This window comes from Bradyrhizobium sp. IC4060 (assembly GCF_020193715.1).
Classification (GTDB): Bacteria; Pseudomonadota; Alphaproteobacteria; order Rhizobiales; family Xanthobacteraceae; genus Bradyrhizobium; species Bradyrhizobium yuanmingense.
In genome coordinates, this window is the sequence record NZ_JADYVJ010000014.1 from 48,389 (window position 1) to 64,707 (window position 16,319).

Sequence of the window (16,319 nt, forward strand, 5' to 3'; positions counted from 1 at the left end):
GAAGCAGCCCGCTTCCGACTCGTGTGCACGGTAACCGGCAAAGGATAAGCTGCGGTAAACTTGTGGCGCCGCAACTGGCGGTTAGGTGACGTAGGGATTTGTTAAGGTGCGCTTTACTACGCCGCCCTGATGTTCGCCATGAAGCGGTCGAGCTCGGCGCGAAGACGGGTGCTTTCGCTCGATAGCGTCTTGGCCGAGTTCAGCACCTCTTCCGAGGCCGAGCCGGTCTCGGCGGCGCCGCGGTTGACCTCGCCGATATCGGTGGCCGCGGTCTGGGTGCCCTGCGCGACGGTCTGGACGCTGCGGGCGATCTCCTGGGTGGCGGCGCCCTGCTGCTCCACCGCGCTCGCGATCGAGGTCGAGATCGACGAGATCTGGCCGATCGTCGCGCCGATCTCCTTGATCGCGGCAACCGATTCGGCGGTGGCGCCCTGCATGCCCGTGATGTGCGAGGAGATCTCGTCGGTCGCCTTCGCGGTCTGGCTCGCCAGCGACTTCACCTCGCTCGCCACGACGGCGAAGCCGCGGCCGGCTTCACCGGCGCGGGCGGCCTCGATGGTGGCGTTGAGCGCGAGCAGATTGGTCTGCTCGGCGATCGCGGTGATCAGCTTGACCACCTCGCCGATCTGCTGGGCCGCGTGCGACAGCTTGCCGATGCGGCCGTCGGTCTCCTTGGCCTGCATCACAGCAGCCTCCGCGATGCGGCTGGAATCGCGCACCTGGCGGCCGATCTCCTCGACCGAGGCCGAGAGCTCTTCGGTCGCGGTCGCGACCGACTGCATGTTGGAGGAGGCCTGCTCGGAGACGCCGGCGACCTGGCTCGACAGGCTCTGCGTGGTCTCGGCGGTGCGGGTCAGCGTCGAGGCGGCCGATTCCAGCTGCACGGCCGAGGCCGAGACGTTGGAGACGATGGCGCCGACCGCGCTCTCGAAATCGTCAGCAAAGCGGATCAGTTCGGCGCGGCGGCTTGCGGCCTGCTCGCGGTTCTGCACTTCGCTGGCGGCGGCATCGCGCTCGGCCTTAGCGACGGCCTGGATCTTGAACTCCTCGACCGCGCTGGCCATCTCGCCGATCTCGTCCTTGCGCCCCAGGCCCGGCAACACGACATCGAAATTGCCCGAGGCCAGCTCGCGCATCGCCTTGCACATCGCAATCATCGGCCGCGAGATGCCGGTGCCGAGCAGGAAGGCGAGGACCGCGCCTAACAGCGTGCCGCCGACGGCCAGCATCAGCACCAGCTGCTCGGTCTGCCCGATGGTCGCCGCCGACTCCGAATCCAGCCGCTGCTGCTCGGCGACGAGGTCCGCCTTCATGGCGGTGGCGCCTTGCTGGATCGCGCCGGCCGAGCCGCTCATCTCCGTGACGAGGCCATCGACCAGCTTGGCGTTGGCGATCAACTTCTCCAGCGCCTCGCGATAGGCGCCGAGGATGGACTTGGCCGCCTTCAGGCCAGCGACAATCTTGTCGTCCATGGAATAGACCGCGCCCAGCGAGTTCTCGACGAATTTCAGCCGCGCCAGGGCGCTGTTCGCGATCGCCTGATCGGACGTCAGCACGAACTGGGTGGCTGCAGCGCTTGCGGTCTGGAATTGGGCGTTGACCTGCTTGGTGCCGAACTCGATCGCCTGCGCTTCGGCGTCGGAGGCGTTGTTGCCGATGTCGTCGAGCTTGTACTTCAGGAGATTGGCTTGGCGCTGGAGCTGGTTCTGCACCAGCAGCGCGCTGTCGCGCTTGGCCTGGAGCACCTTAGCGAAGGTTGCGGAGAAGTTGGAAAACTCCTTGGCGAGCTTGCCGAGGCTTTCCTGCCGCGCCGGCTTGGTGGCGGCCTTGACGGCCTGGTCGATGGCGTTCTTCAGGCTGGCTTCGGCATCGAGCGCCGCCTTGGCGTCGTCTTCCTTACCGGTGACGACGAAATATTTGGCGGCCGAACGATAGGCGAGCAGCTCGCGATCGATGTTGCGCGCGAGATCGGCCTCCGACACGCTGCTGCGGTACGATCCGACCCCGGCGGCGACCCGCTCGAAGCCGAAATAGGAAAACGCCATGCTGCCGGCGGAGATCACCAGCACGGCGGCGAAGCCGAGTATGATCTTTGCGCGGAACTTGAGGGTCGGAAATAGTGCACGCTTCGACGGCGACGCGGTACGCCCGGACATTCCCAACCCCCAGCTCATGTGATTCTGCGGCCCGGAAGCAGCCCTTTCCGAACGTTGCGGAAAATTAGGGCAGAATCCTCAAGGGGTGGTAAATCCGACCGGGCTTGCGGGGAGCGGCTGCCGTGTTGCGGCTCACCGGAAAACGCCCTACTCTCGATAATTATCAGGCACTTGGCATCAGACCGAGCCTTAAGGGAGAAACGGAGTGGGGCAAACCGATTTTCGGTTTGGCGGTGCGTCTGGCGTTGCCGTGGCCAAGTCGAAGGCCGCGAGCGTCGATGACGCCGTGGCCGAGCTGGCGGCCCAGCTCCCGTCCGACGGGCTGGCGCTGCTCCTGGTGTTCGTCTCCCCAAGCTACGACCCCGATCGCTTCATCGCGGAGATCAGCCGCCAATTCGACGACACCCAAGTCTGCGGCTGTACCACCGCGGGCGAGCTTGCTCCTGACGGCTGGGACGAGAACAGCGTCGTGGCGCTGGCGTTCAGCCGCGCGGACTTTTCCGCGGTGGTGCGGCCGATCTTCAATCTCGACAGCTTCCGCGTCGAGGACGGCCGCAGGATCGGCGGCGAGCTCCGGCACGAGCTGTTGCGGGCCGCGCCGCAGGTCGAGCGCGGCAGTCCCTTCGGCCTAGTCCTGATCGACGGCCTGTGCCGCCGCGAAGAAGCGGTGATGTCCGCGATCTATGCATCGCTGGACGATATTCCGGTCGTCGGCGGGTCGGCAGGCGACGGGCTGCGCTTCGAGAAGACATTCGTGTTCTTCGACGGCAAGGCACACAGCAATGCCGCCCTCTTGATCCTGCTGAACACCTCGTTGCCGTTCCGCGTCTTCAAGTGCGACAATTTCGAGCCGCAGGCGCAGAAGATGGTGGTGACCGAGGCCGACATCGAAAACCGCATGGTCCGGGAGCTGAACGCAGAGCCTGCCGCGCAAGAATATTCGCGCGTGGTCGGCATCATGGATGCCAAGCTCGATCCGTTCTCCTTCGCCTCGCATCCGGTCCTCGTGCGCGTCGGCGGCGCCTATTACGCACGCTCGATCCAGCGCGTCGAGCCGGACGGCTCCTTGCATTTCTTCTGCGCCATCGACGAGGGCATGGTGCTGACCGCCGCGACCTCGCGAAGCCTGGTCGGCGCGGCCCGCGAGACGTTCGCCGACATCCGCGACCAGATCGGAGACGTCTCGATCTATATCGGCTTCGAATGCCTGCTCCGCCGGCTCGATGCCGAGCAGCATCAGCTCGCCCGCGACATGTCAGAACTGTACCGGCAGAACCGTGTGGTCGGCTTTCACACTTACGGCGAGCAGTTCGGCTCCATGCATGTGAATCAGACCTTCACGGGAGTTGCGATCGGAAGGCGCCCGTCGTGACGGACATGTGGCAGGGCCCCGATGCGGTCGACCAGCTCAGGCGCGAGGCCGCCAAGCTGAGGAAGATCAATGCCGCGCTGATGTCGCGCGTCGAGCGCTCGATGGACCAGCAGCTCAACGCCTTTTCATTGTTCGAAACCGCCATCGCGCTCGACCACAAGGTTCGCGACCGGACGCACCAATTGCGCGAGGCGCTGCATTCGGTCGAGCGTGCCAATGAGGGGCTCTACCGCGCCAAGCAGCAGGCAGAGGCGGCAAGCTCGCTGAAATCCTCCGTGCTGATCTCGGTCACCCACGATCTGTTGCAGCCGCTCAACGCGGCGCGCCTGACCCTGTCCGCACTGACGGAGATGATGGAGTCGCAGGAAGCGGGCGTGCTGATCGACCAGGCGAGCCGCTCGCTGGTGATGCTGGAGGACCTGCTGCGCTCGCTGCTGGAGATCGCCAAGCTCGATTCCGGCGCGCTCAAGCCCGACGTGCGCGCGATCGCGCTGGCCCCCCTGTTCGAGCAGCTCCGCAACGAGTTCGAGCCGATCGCCGCGCGGCAAGGCCTGTCCTTGCGCATCCGCCCCTCTCAGCTCGCGGTGATGTCGGACGCGATGATGCTGCGGCGGATCCTACAGAACCTGCTCGCCAATGCCATTCGCTATACCCGCAGCGGCGGCGTCGTGATCGGATGCCGGCCGCGCAGCGGGCAGATCTGCGTCCAGGTCTCCGACACCGGACCCGGGATCGCGCAGGCGCAGCAGGAGGCGATCTTCCGCGAATTCCAGCGCGGCGATGCCAACGCGGCCGACCAAGCCGGCTTCGGGCTCGGCCTCTCCATCGTCCGCCGCTTCGCCAGCGAGCTCGGGCACGAGGTGCGGCTGTCGTCACAGCTCGGCAAGGGATCGACCTTCACCCTGGAGCTGGAGCCGGCCGACCTCGCCGAGGTCGCCGACGAGGTGCAGGAGGTCGCGCCCGCCGCGCGGCACTACGATTACAGCGGGCTCGAAGGCGCCAAGATCCTGCTGATCGAGAACGATCCGAACGGCTCGGAGGCGATGGCCGCGCTGCTGGAGGGATGGGGCTGCGACGTCGCGACCACGCGATCGGGTGCGGACGCGCTCGTGCGCCTCAGCGAGCTCGGCGGCGCGCCCGATGTCGTGATCGCCGACCTCCATCTCGACCACGGCGAAAGCGGCCTTTCGGCCATCACCGACGTGCGGGAGCATTTGAAGCTCGACACGCCCGCCATGATCATCACCGCCGACTATTCCGAGCAGGCGGCGAAGCAGGCGAGCCTGCAGGGCCTCGAAGTGCTGAAGAAGCCGATCAAGCCGGCCGAGATGCGGGCGCTGCTGTCATTCCTGCTGAGCTGAAGCGCGATGATCTTCGCCTCGTCTTCCTTGCGGCGGGGCTATCGGACGTAGCCAAGACAAAAATGTCGAAAACAACCCCATGCAAAGTAGACAGGGGCCTGTCACTCCTCCTCCATCGCCTTCATTAGATTGTCGCGGAGCTTGACGACGCTTTTCTGCAGCAGCGCGAACTCATCGGGCTTTAGTCCGCTCGACTTCACGAGATTCATGTGCATGCCTTTCTCGCGGAGGCGTCGGCCGGCGTCGGTGAGACTGACGCGCACCTGCCGCTCGTCGGCGGGATCGCGCTGGCGGCGCAAATAGCCCGCCGCCTCGAGCTTTTTGAGGATCGGCGTCAGGGTGTTGGATTCCAGGAACATCTTGTCGCCGAGTTCGCTGACGGTTTGGTCGTCCTGCTCCCACAGCGCTACGATCGCGATCCACTGGGGGTAGGTTAGGCCGAGCTTATCGAGGCCCGGCTTGTAGGCTCGTCCGTAGGCGAGGTTGGCCGAATAGATTGCGAAGCACAGGAAATCGTCGAGGCGCCGGTCGCCCTCGGCCGGTTTCGGCTGATTGGTCGTTGAATCATCTCTGGAATCGTCTCTGAATTCGGCTCTGGGACCGTTCTGCAGGCTCATGGGGGTGCCCTTTCCAACACGGACATGTGAAACTCCGCGTGCATATATATCGTGTCCGATTAAATCGGAAGGTTGACATTGAGGCTCCAAGGTACTTTATATCGCGCACACGATTATATCGTAAACGCTACAATTCAGGAGAGAAGCAATGCCTGCCCCCGATGCAAATGAAACCACCCAAGCGCCAACGATCGACATGAAGCTCGAAGTCGTCGTCATCCCTGTTTCGGACGTCGATCGCGCCAAGAAGTTCTATGCGAACCTCGGATGGCGGCTCGATGCCGATTTCGCCGGGCCTGACGACTACCGCGTCATCCAGTTCACACCTCCCGGCTCCCCCTCCTCGGTCATTTTCGGCAAGAACGTGACCGCGGCGGCGCCCGGCTCCGCCCAGGGTCTGTACCTGATCGTCTCCGACATTGAAGCCGCGCGAGACGATCTGCGCGGTCGCGGCGTCGAGGTCAGCGAAGTCTTCCACGCTGAAGGCGACGTCCACACCGGACCCGACGAGCCTTATCTGTTCGGGCGCCGTCGGATTGCTGGTCTGGATCCCGCACGCGCCAGCTATCGCTCGTACGTCTCGTTCAACGATCCCGATGGCAACGGCTGGCTGTTCCAGGAGATCACCACGCGATTGCCGGGACGCGTAGAGGCAGCAGGAACAACATTCACCTCCTCGTCCGAGCTCGCGAGCGCGCTCCGACGTGCGGCTAAGGCACACGGTGAGCACGAGAAGCGGAACGGCGGTCAGTACGATGCGAACTGGCCGGACTGGTACGCCGACTACATCGCTCGCGAGCAAGCCGGCCAGCCGCTACCGGCTTGAACCGCGGCTCGCCTCGTTCCGACGAATGACACCGGATTATCCTGAGGGCGGATCGGCCTGCGAACGCTCCCCCTTCAGGCCGGCCCCCTCGCCGGCCAGGGTCGCGAAATCGATCCGGGACATTTCGACGATGGCCTTGGTGCGGCTGAGCACGTTGAGCTTGCGCAGGATGTCGGAGACGTGGACCTTCACCGTGGTCTCGGAGATGTTCAGCTCGAAGGCGATCTGCTTGTTCTGCAGGCCGCGCTTGAGCATTTCGAGCACGCGCAATTGCTGCGGCGTCAGCTCGTGCAGGCGTTTCAGCAGATCCTGCGCCGGGCCGGCGGCGCGTTGCGGGCGGACGAGCCCGCGATAGGCGGCTGGGACACAGACCGCACCGCGCAGCACCTCGCCGATCGACTGCGCCAGCTCCTGCTTGGAGGACGATTTGAGGATGTAGCCGGAGACGCCGAGCGACAAGGCGCCGGCTATGATCTGCGGATCCTGATGCCCTGATACGATGACGACGGGAATCCTGGGAAAGGCCTTGCGGATGCGGATGATGCCGGAAAGGCCCGTGGTGCCCGGCATCGACAGATCGAGCAGGATGAGGTCGAGCTCGGCAGCCGCCGCGGCCTGCTCGAGCGCACCGTCGATCGACGTCGCCTGAAGGATCTCGGCCGCCGGCGCCGCCATCTGGAGCGCGCCCTCCAAGGCTTCTCGAAACAACGGATGGTCTTCGACGATCAGAAATCGCATCACGCGTGAGCCATTCTCGGTTGATTGGCCAGATGATCGACGGGTTCGACGCCGAAACGAGAATGTCGCAGCCGGACCAGACCGGCTTGATCCAGGTCAAGCGGGACATCGCGCGTCATTGCGGCCGCCCGCGGTCGGCCCGCGCATAAGGCCGGGCCTTGGGATCCGGCAGGTCCACCTTGCCGATCTCGATGATCGCCTTGTTGCGGCTGAACAGGCCGAGTTTGCGCAGAATTTCGGTGATATGCGCCTTCACCGTGGATTCGGCGAGCTGAAGCTCCTGGCCGATCTGCCGGTTCGGATAGCCGCGCCGCAGCAGATCGAGCACGCGAAGCTGCTGCGGCGTGAGCTCGCGCAGCTTGACCTCGAGCGCCTTGCTGGCCTCGGCCCGGCGCCGCTGCGACGTTGCCACGAAATCCTTCGGCACCGACACCGATCCGTTCAGCACGCCCTCGATCGACTGCGCCAGCTCGCGCTTCGACAGCGACTTCGGCAGAAAACCCGCGGCCCCGAGCTCCAGCGCCTCGCGAACGACGCGCTGGTCCTCCTCGCTCGACACGATGGCGACGGGCAGGCGCGGATGGGCCTCGCGCAAGCGCAGAAAACCGGAGAAGCCGGTCGCATCGGGCAGCAGGAGGTCGAGCAGCGCGAGGTCGATGCCCTCGCCCTGCTCGGCCGTCAGGATGTGAAGGGCGTCCTCGATCGACATCGCTTCGACAATCCGCGCCTCCGGCAAGGCCAGCCGCACCGCATTACCGAGGGCCTCGCGAAACAGCGGATGATCGTCGATGATCAGGAAGCTGGTCATGGCGCCTTCACAGGACTGCACCGCCGAATGCTGCACCGTACGGGCATCCGCCGCCGCAGCGGAAGAGGCGGAACCATCCGGCATCAATCCGGCACCGGGATGGCGCCGGATGAACGCTACCACATCCTCCCGATCGGGTTCGGTCAAGACCGTTCAATCGTTCGATTCGACCTGGACCGTCAGCAGGAAGGAATAGATGCTGTTGACCTGGTCCTCGGTATAGACCTCCTTCCAGGCCGGCATGCCCTTGTTCGGCCGTCCCTCCTGCACGGTGGTCAAATATTTCTCGCGCATCTCGTCGCCGTAGCGGTGACGCAGCAGCCGCAGATCGATCTTGCGCTCGCTCTGGATCGCATCGGGACCGTGGCAGTGGGCGCAGGTTCCGTTGAAGATCTCCTTGCCCGCGCCGACGGCCTCAAGGCCCGGCGCGACCGCATCGCCCTTGGTCTCGGTCGCCACGACATTGGCGACCTGGACGACGCCGGCTCCGCTTCCCGTGCCCGTCGTCAGCGGCGCTGGCGTCGGCGCTGCGCCAAAGCGAACCGGCGCGCCGCCCGGCAAACCGTATTTCACGGCGAGCTCGCCGATCTTGCCCTGAAGCTGCGGCAACACGGCATTGACGCGGTCGCGCAACTCGGTCGAGGCCTTGGGAAAGCCGATGGCGGCGTCCCATGACAGGCCCTCGCCCTCGGTGAGCTCGATCTGGTAGCGGCCGCCGTAGCTGGTCTTGTTCAGCCAGCCGGCGACCGGGCCCCAGATGAAGGCGACGTCGGCCCGGCCCTGGTCGAGCGCCTGCATGCCCTCCTCAGGCGACAGCACCGTCACTTTCTGGATGTCGTCGCGGCTGGCGAGCAGGTTTTGCGGCGTGCTGGCGAACTGCACGGCGACGCGCTTGCCCTTGAGGCCCTCGATGCCGCCGATCGCCGCGCCCTTCGCAGATTCCTTGGTGGCGACGAGGGCATAGCCCTCTTTGGCGATGGCGTCGGAGAAGATCACGGCCGGGCCCATGAAATCTGCGGACCTGGGCAGCCCGATCATGGCGTCGCATTGCTTGCCGAGCAGCGTGACCCGCACGGTGCGCTTGCCGAAATAGGATTTGTACCAGTCATAGGCGATCGGCCGGCCGAGCGCCTGCGCCAGGGCCTGCCCGATCTCGACATAGAAGCCCGGCTTCGACGAACTGTCGCTGGAGAATGGAAGGTTGGTCGGATCGGCGCAGAGACGGAACGGTTGCGCCTCGTCGGCCTGCAGCGGCGAGGCCGGAACGATCAGCGCCGCGGCGGCACATGCGAGCAGGCCTGCGATGGCGCGATGTCGGCTCGCACCGGTGGCGGAATGATTCGGACGCATCCTCGTCTCCCTTGGCGTTTCGCTTGACGTTTCTCTTGGCGTTGCCGTTGTTGCGCCGGAGCTTGTTGAGCCAGGCGCGGCGGCACCAGGCACCGCCCGATGCCGCAGCTAAAGTCCGGAGAAAGCGCGCGCGTATCCCGTCACCTCGAGGATACGCGCGCGAGTTGTCACTGGACGGAGAACACGAAGAGCGAGCCGCCCTCGGGGGCTGCGGCCGTCATCTTCTTTCCTACCTCGCCCAGGAACGCAGGCAGCGCAGCGGTGCGGCCGACGACGATGGCGACATATTGCTTGCCGTCGACCTGATAGGTCACCGGACCTGCGCCGATGCCGGAGCCGAGATTCTTGCTCCACAGCACCTTGCCGGACTTCGCATCGATGGCACGGAAGTCGCCATGGATGTTGCCGGCAAACACGAGGCCGCCGCCGGTGGTCAGCGTGCCGCCGTTGAAGGGCAGGTCTTCCTTGATCGACCAGACCTTCTTCTGCGCGACCGGATCCCAGGCGACGAGCTCGCCGAGGAAGCCGCCGGGGCCTTCCTTGGTCGGGAATTCGGCGCCGAGATAGAACACGCCGCGCTTGTAAGTGACGTCGCTGACCGACCAGTCCATGCAGACGTTGTTGGACGGGATGTAGACCAGGCCGGTCTGCGGGTTGAACGACATCGGCTGCCAGTTCTTGCCGCCGATCAGGTTCGGGCAGATGTCCTTGGCGGGATGGCCCGGCCCCGGACGCTTGTCGGGATCCTCGACCGCGCGCATCGTGGCGACGTCCCACTTCTTGGCCCAGTTGGAGAACACGTATTTCTCCGCCGACAGCACCTTGCCGGTCTCACGGTTGGCGACGAAGAAGAAGCCGTTGCGGTCGGCCTTCATCAGCGTCGGAACGGTGCTGCCGCCGATCTTGAGATCCGCGAGCACGGCTTCGTTGACGCCGTCATAGTCCCAGGCGTCGGCCGGCGTGGTCTGGATGTGCCACTTGATCTTGCCGGTGTTGGGATCGAGCGCGAGCGTCGAGGCCGTGTAGAGGTTGGTTAGCTTGCCGAAATTGCCGTCGCCGGTCGAACGCACCGCCGTGTTCCACGGGGCGGGATTGCTGGTGCCCCAATAGACCGTGTCGGTCTTCGGATCGTAGGAGCCGACCAGCCAGGCCGCGCCGCCGCCATGCTGGGCGGAGTCGCCCTTCCAGGAATCGCCGCTGGGCTCGTCCGGCGAAGGAACGGTGTAGGTCTGCCACACCTGCTTGCCGGTGTTGATGTCGAAGGCCAGCAGCGCGCCGCGCACGCCGTATTCGCCGCCGCCGAAACCGGTGATGACCTTGTCGCGCACGACGAGCGGCGGCGAGGTGATGACCGAGCCCTGCTTGTAGTCGACCACCTTCGCCGTCCACAGCGACTTGCCGGTCGCGGCATCGAGCGCGGTCAGCTTGCCGTCGAGGCGGCCGACGAAGATCTTGCCGTCGGCGTAGGAGACGCCGCGGCTGTTCACGTCGCAGCAGGCGTATTGCAGCACGTCCTCGGGAATATCGGGCTCCCAGGTCCATTTGCGCTGCCCCGTCGCCGCATCGAGCGCATAGACGTATTTCGGACCCCACGAGCTCGAAACGTACAGCGTGTTGCCGATGACGATCGGCGAGGATTCGTTCGAACGCAACGACGCCAGCGAGAAGGAGTAAGCGAGCGTCAGCTTCCCGGCGTTCTCGGTGTTGATCTGCTTGAGCGGGCTGAAGCGCGTGTTGCCGTAATCGTGGCCGGCAACGGCCCATTGATTCGAATCGGATTGCGCGTTGAGCACCGAGTCGTTGGCGCGAACGCCCGGTGTAACGGCGGCGAGCATCGCAATCATGGAGATGCCGGCCAAGAAGCCTTTCGTTCCAAAGGTCATGTATTCCCTCCGCGATGTTGTTGTGCACGCCTCGTTGGGCGCCTGAGCGCACTGCGCTCGTGATGCGCAGTTCGCCTGCGAGCCATCGTTCGAAATTACAGCATCGCCGTTTCGCGCTTAGTATAGGCGGAAGGTAGTAGTGCAAATCATCGGCGGCTTTCGCCGCTCATCTTGTTGTCGCGCCTTGCGTCCTGCCCTTGTTTTGCAGCTTGAAATGCGCGTTCGAATGAAGGCGGCATCGCGCATCAATCACGATGATGGCGCTACCACGCCGGCGAGATTTTCGAAGAAGCTCGCGGCGAGTTTTCGCGACGTCGAGTCGATCAATCGCGAGCCGAGCTGTGCGAGCTTGCCGCCGATCTGCGCATCGGCCTCGTAGTGCAGGATGGTGACACCAGGGGCTTCTTCTTCCAGCCTGACCTTCGCGCCGCCCTTGGCAAAGCCGGCGACGCCGCCGGCGCCTTCGCCGACGATGCGATAGCCGTTGGGCGCATCGATATCGGTCAGCGTCACCTTGCCGCTGAACGTCGCCTTCACCGGACCGACCTTCAGCACCACGGTCGCCGTCATCTCGGTCGGCGACGCCATCTCGAGCGATTGGCAGCCGGGAATGCAGCGCCTGAGAATTTCGGGATCGTTGAGCGCAGCCCACACCGTGTCCTTCGACGCCGGGATCCGCTGACTGTCGTTCATCTGCATCGCTTCCACCCTTGTTGCCGTTGCCTGTACGGCTCGACTAGGGGCACGGGCGGCTGCGTTCAATCGCCAGGAAGTACTAGGCGCGCATGGCCCGGCGATTGGCCCGCCGGCCTCGCCCCGGGGCATGATTTCGCTGCATTGCCGTAAGCAAAATCAATGGCTTAAGTCGTCTCGTCCTACTACCAAGATCGCGATTACAAAGGCGGGGGCGCATGCTCCTATTCGCGCAACGAGCACGGCATTAAAGGGAGGAACGACGCACGACCGGGCCTAGGTCCAGGGCAAGCGGCGAGATGACCACGGCACGCGCGACCGGCTCACGCGCCTATTGCGGCGGCAGCGAGCACGCCATCGCAGATGCTAGCTGCGACTTTCCGTGTGTCTCCCATAATGTCGCAGCACGTGATGGCGGCGGCACGAGACGTCGTGGCCGAATCGCAGATCGGCGACCGTCATCACGATGACCCTTCCATGACCGCGGTCAGCAAAAACCCAGTTGCAAAGTTTCGTTTGCGCTGTCTCTAATTAGAACCAATCAAAATAACTTTGGGAGGACTTCAAGTGTCTACAGTCAAACTGACGGTCAACGGCAAGGCCGTTGCTGTCGATGTCGAGGACCGCACGCTGCTGGTCCAGCTCCTGCGCGATCACCTCAACCTGACCGGGACCCATGTCGGCTGCGACACCAGCCAGTGCGGCGCCTGCGTCGTGCACATGGACGGCCGCGCGGTGAAATCCTGCACCATGCTGGCGGGGCAGGCCGACGGCGCCAGCGTCACCACGATCGAGGGCATCGCCAAGGGCGACGAACTGCACCCGATGCAGGCCGCCTTCCGCGACAATCACGGCCTGCAGTGCGGCTATTGCACGCCGGGCATGATCATGTCGGCGATCGACATCGTGCACCGCCATGGTGGACAGCTCGACGAGGCGACCGTCCGCACCGAGCTCGAAGGCAATATCTGTCGCTGCACCGGCTATCACAACATCGTCAAGGCGGTGCTGGACGCCGCCGGCCGCATGAAGGTCTCGCAGGCGGCCGAGTAAGCGGCGCGCCTCGAAACAAGAACAACCGTCGCAGCCGTCGATGGACGGCGCGATCAAGGAAATTTCCGGTCGGGAGGACCAGACATGGGTGTTGAAGGCATCGGCGCACGCGTCGTGCGCAAGGAAGACAAGCGTTTCATTACCGGTAAGGGCCGTTACGTCGACGACATCAAGTTGACGGGCATGACCCATGCCTATTTCATCCGCAGCCCGCACGCGCACGCCAAGGTCAAGAAGATCGACTCGTCCGCAGCGCTGAAGATGCCGGGCGTGGTCGCGGTGCTCACCGGACAGGAGCTGGTCGACGACAAGGTGGGCAACCTGATCTGCGGCTGGGCCATCACCTCGAAGGACGGCAGCCCGATGAAGATGGGCGCATGGCCGGCGATGGCGCCGGGGACGGTGCGCTTCGTCGGACAGGCAATTGCCGTCGTGATCGCCGAAAGCAAGAATCTCGCGCGCGACGCAGCGGAAGCCGTCGTGGTCGACTACGAGGAGCTCCCCGCGGTCGCCGACATGCACGCCGCCATCAAGCCCGGCGCGCCGCAGCTTCATCCCGAGGCGCCCGGCAACCAGGTCTATGATTGGGTGATTGGCGACGAGGGCGCGGTGAATGCCGCCTTCTCGAAAGCCGCCAATGTGGTGAAGCTCGACGTCACCAACAACCGCCTCGCGCCGAATGCGATGGAGCCGCGCGCGGCGATCGCCGATTACGACACCGCGGAGGAGCATTTCACGCTCTACACGACGTCGCAGAACCCGCACGTCGCCCGTCTCGTGCTCTCGGCGTTCTACAACATCGCCCCCGAGCACAAGCTGCGCGTGATCGCGCCCGACGTCGGCGGCGGCTTCGGCTCCAAGATCTTCATCTATCCCGAGGAGATGGTGGCGCTGTGGGCCTCGAAGAAAGTCGGCCGTCCCGTCAAGTGGACCGGCGACCGCACCGAAGCCTTCCTCACCGACGCGCATGGCCGCGATCACATCACCCATGCCGAGATGGCCTTCGACGCCAACAACAAGATCATCGGCCTCAAGGTGAAGACCTACGCCAATTTCGGCGCCTACATGTCGCTGTTCTCGTCCTCGGTGCCGACCTATCTCTACGCGACGCTGCTGTCGGGCCAGTACAACATCCCAGCGATCCATGCCGAGGTGATCGGGGTCTACACCAACACCACGCCGGTCGACGCCTATCGCGGCGCGGGCCGGCCGGAGGCGAGCTATCTGATCGAGCGGTTGATGGAAACGGCGGCGCGGCAGCTGAACGTCGATCCGGCCCAGTTGCGGCGGACCAACTTCATCACCCAGTTCCCGCACCAGACGCCTGTGATCATGGCCTACGACACCGGCGACTTCAACGCTTCCCTCGATGCGGCGATGAAAGCGATCGATTATGCCGGCTTCCCTGCCCGCAAGGCCAAGGCAAAGGCGGACGGCAAGCTGCGCGGCATCGGCGTGTCCTGCTACATCGAGGCCTGCGGCATCGCGCCGTCGAAGGCGGTCGGCAGCCTGGGCGCCGGCGTCGGCCTTTGGGAATCGGCCGAGGTGCGCGTCAACCCGGTCGGCACCATCGAGATCCTCACCGGCTCGCACAGCCACGGCCAGGGTCACGAGACCACCTTCTGCCAGCTCGTCGCGGAGCGCCTGGGCGTTCCGATCAGCCAGGTCTCGATCGTCCATGGCGACACCGACAAGGTGCAGTTCGGCATGGGCACCTACGGCTCGCGCTCGGCGGCCGTCGGCCTCACCGCGATCCTGAAGGCGATGGAGAAGATGGAATCCAAGGCCAAGAAGATCGCCGCGCATGCGCTGGAGGCGTCGGAGGCCGACATCGTCATCGAGAACGGCGAGTTCAAGGTGACAGGCACCGACAAGGCGATCGCCCTGCCGATGGTCGCGCTCGCGGCCTATACGGCGCACAATCTGCCTGACGGGATGGAGCCGGGCCTGAAGGAGAGCGCCTTCTACGACCCGACCAACTTCACCTTCCCGGCCGGCGCCTATATCTGCGAGCTCGAGGTCGATCCCGGCACCGGCAAGACCTCCTTCGTGAACTTCGTCGCGGCCGACGATTTCGGCCGGCTGATCAACCCGATGATCGTCGAAGGCCAGGTCCATGGCGGCCTCGTGCAGGGCATCGGGCAGGCGTTGCTCGAGCATGCCATCTACGACGCCAACGGCCAGCCGGTCACGGCCTCGTTCATGGATTACGCCATGCCGCGCGCCGACGACGTGCCGTCATTCAACCTGTCCCACACCACGACGCTGTGCCCGGGCAATCCCTTGGGCATCAAGGGTTGCGGTGAGGCCGGCGCGATCGGCGCATCGGCGGCCGTGATCAACGCGATCACGGATGCGATCGGCAAGAACAATTTGGAAATGCCCGCAACCCCGGACCGGGTGTGGCGCACGATCCACGCGGCTTAAGGGAGGACCGAAGATGTACCAGACCACCTATCATCGCGCCTCCTCGGTCGACGAGGCCGCCAGCCTGTTCGCCAAAGGCAGCGAGTCGAAGTTCCTCGCCGGCGGCCAGACGCTGCTGCCAGTCATGAAGCAGCGCCTCGCAGGTCCCTCCGACGTCATCGACCTCGGCAGGATCAAGGAGCTGCAGGGTGTCGAGCTGTCGGGCGACACGCTGACCATCAAGGCCGCGACGACCTATTACGACATCATGACGAATGCCGACGTGAAGCAGGCGATCCCCGCGATCGCCTATCTCACCTCGGTGCTCGGCGACCCCGCCGTGCGTTATCGCGGCACGATCGGCGGCTCGATCGCCAACAACGATCCGGCTGCGGATTTCCCGGCGGCGCTGCTCGCGCTCGGCGCCACCGTGAAGACCAACAAGCGGTCGATTGCGGCGGATGATTTCTTCCAGGGCCTGTTCACGACGGCGCTCGAAGACGGCGAGATCATCACCGCCGTGTCATTCCCGGTGCCGGCAAAGGCGGGCTACGAGAAGATGCGGCATCCGGCCTCGCGCTTCGCGCTGACCGGCGTGTTCGTGGCGCAGGCCAAGTCGGGCGAGGTTCGGGTCGCCGCCACCGGCGCCTCGCAAACCGGCGTGATGCGGGTGGGCGCGATCGAGGCGGCGCTGAAGGCGAACTGGTCGGCGTCCGCGATCGACAACGTCAGCATCTCGGCGAACGGATTGCTGGCCGACATCCACGGCACGGCGGAGTATCGCGCCAATCTGATCAAGGTGATGGCACAACGCGCGGTCGCCGCCGCGCGCTGACAGTTCGGCTAAAGCGCGATGCGATTAGGATGAATCGTCATCGCGCTTTAGGTTATTGTTCCAGCATGATCCTTTCGGAAAACCGCTACGCACTTTTCCGGATCATGCTGTAGCGTCTCCACGCAAATTTTCCGCGGCGCGCACTTCGGTGCGCGCCGTTTTATTTTAGCCATGCGGCATCAAAACCGCTTGCCTCGCTGGCGTGAAGGCGAGAAAAGTTA

General features: G+C 64.7%; 13 protein-coding genes. 6 read left to right on the plus strand and 7 right to left on the minus strand.

The window, feature by feature from the left end; genetic code table 11:
* Positions 1-116 precede the first annotated feature (116 nt).
* The gene (locus I6F16_RS31805) at positions 117-2,156 is read right to left on the minus strand and encodes a HAMP domain-containing methyl-accepting chemotaxis protein (protein ID WP_225113716.1); all 2,040 of its coding nucleotides are present in this window, start codon (positions 2,154-2,156) and stop codon (positions 117-119) included.
* A gap of 205 nt (positions 2,157-2,361) precedes the next feature.
* On the opposite strand from I6F16_RS31805, the gene I6F16_RS31810 reads away from it, so the two are divergent.
* Together I6F16_RS31810 and I6F16_RS31815 are read left to right on the plus strand one after the other, a co-directional pair.
* Positions 2,362-3,528 carry an FIST N-terminal domain-containing protein gene (locus tag I6F16_RS31810; RefSeq protein WP_225113715.1) on the plus strand — a complete coding sequence of 389 codons (1,167 nt, stop codon included), beginning with the start codon at positions 2,362-2,364 and terminating at the stop codon, positions 3,526-3,528.
* A 5-nt stretch (positions 3,529-3,533) separates the two neighbouring features.
* The gene (locus tag I6F16_RS31815) at positions 3,534-4,889 is read left to right on the plus strand and encodes a hybrid sensor histidine kinase/response regulator (protein WP_225113768.1); all 1,356 of its coding nucleotides are present in this window, start codon (positions 3,534-3,536) and stop codon (positions 4,887-4,889) included.
* A 101-nt stretch (positions 4,890-4,990) separates the two neighbouring features.
* Here the strand turns inward: I6F16_RS31815 and I6F16_RS31820 are convergent, their stop codons facing one another.
* Positions 4,991-5,506 carry a MarR family transcriptional regulator gene (locus I6F16_RS31820; RefSeq protein WP_225113714.1) on the minus strand — a complete coding sequence of 172 codons (516 nt, stop codon included), beginning with the start codon at positions 5,504-5,506 and terminating at the stop codon, positions 4,991-4,993.
* A 148-nt stretch (positions 5,507-5,654) separates the two neighbouring features.
* Here I6F16_RS31820 and I6F16_RS31825 point away from each other — a divergent pair, with 148 nt between their 5' ends.
* Positions 5,655-6,332 (plus strand): VOC family protein, encoded by a 678-nt coding sequence (locus I6F16_RS31825; RefSeq protein ID WP_225113713.1) that lies wholly within the window; start codon positions 5,655-5,657, stop codon positions 6,330-6,332.
* A gap of 36 nt (positions 6,333-6,368) precedes the next feature.
* On the opposite strand, the gene I6F16_RS31830 is transcribed toward I6F16_RS31825, so the two are convergent.
* The 5 genes from I6F16_RS31830 to I6F16_RS31850 form a co-directional block, all read right to left on the minus strand.
* Positions 6,369-7,070 carry a response regulator transcription factor gene (locus I6F16_RS31830; RefSeq protein WP_050996263.1) on the minus strand — a complete coding sequence of 234 codons (702 nt, stop codon included), beginning with the start codon at positions 7,068-7,070 and terminating at the stop codon, positions 6,369-6,371.
* A gap of 115 nt (positions 7,071-7,185) precedes the next feature.
* Positions 7,186-7,878 carry a response regulator transcription factor gene (locus I6F16_RS31835; protein WP_036016149.1) on the minus strand — a complete coding sequence of 231 codons (693 nt, stop codon included), beginning with the start codon at positions 7,876-7,878 and terminating at the stop codon, positions 7,186-7,188.
* A 153-nt stretch (positions 7,879-8,031) separates the two neighbouring features.
* Positions 8,032-9,228 carry a transporter substrate-binding domain-containing protein gene (locus tag I6F16_RS31840; RefSeq protein WP_225113712.1) on the minus strand — a complete coding sequence of 399 codons (1,197 nt, stop codon included), beginning with the start codon at positions 9,226-9,228 and terminating at the stop codon, positions 8,032-8,034.
* 167 nt (positions 9,229-9,395) lie between these two features.
* Positions 9,396-11,111 (minus strand): PQQ-dependent methanol/ethanol family dehydrogenase, encoded by a 1,716-nt coding sequence (locus I6F16_RS31845; protein WP_225113711.1) that lies wholly within the window; start codon positions 11,109-11,111, stop codon positions 9,396-9,398.
* Positions 11,112-11,360: 249 nt separating this feature from the next.
* On the minus strand, positions 11,361-11,810 hold the full coding sequence (locus I6F16_RS31850; protein WP_225174284.1) for a carbon monoxide dehydrogenase subunit G: 450 nt from the start codon (positions 11,808-11,810) through the stop codon (positions 11,361-11,363).
* Positions 11,811-12,371: 561 nt separating this feature from the next.
* Here I6F16_RS31850 and I6F16_RS31855 point away from each other — a divergent pair.
* The 3 genes from I6F16_RS31855 (at position 12,372) to I6F16_RS31865 (ending at position 16,098) form a co-directional block, all read left to right on the plus strand.
* Entirely contained in the window at positions 12,372-12,857 is a 486-nt protein-coding gene (locus I6F16_RS31855; RefSeq protein WP_036016131.1) for a (2Fe-2S)-binding protein, read from the plus strand.
* Positions 12,858-12,941: 84 nt separating this feature from the next.
* A complete protein-coding gene (locus I6F16_RS31860; RefSeq protein ID WP_225113709.1) occupies positions 12,942-15,284 on the plus strand; it encodes a xanthine dehydrogenase family protein molybdopterin-binding subunit in 2,343 nt (780 codons plus the stop codon).
* Positions 15,285-15,297: 13 nt separating this feature from the next.
* Entirely contained in the window at positions 15,298-16,098 is an 801-nt protein-coding gene (locus I6F16_RS31865; protein WP_225113708.1) for a xanthine dehydrogenase family protein subunit M, read from the plus strand.
* Positions 16,099-16,319: the final 221 nt, after the last annotated feature.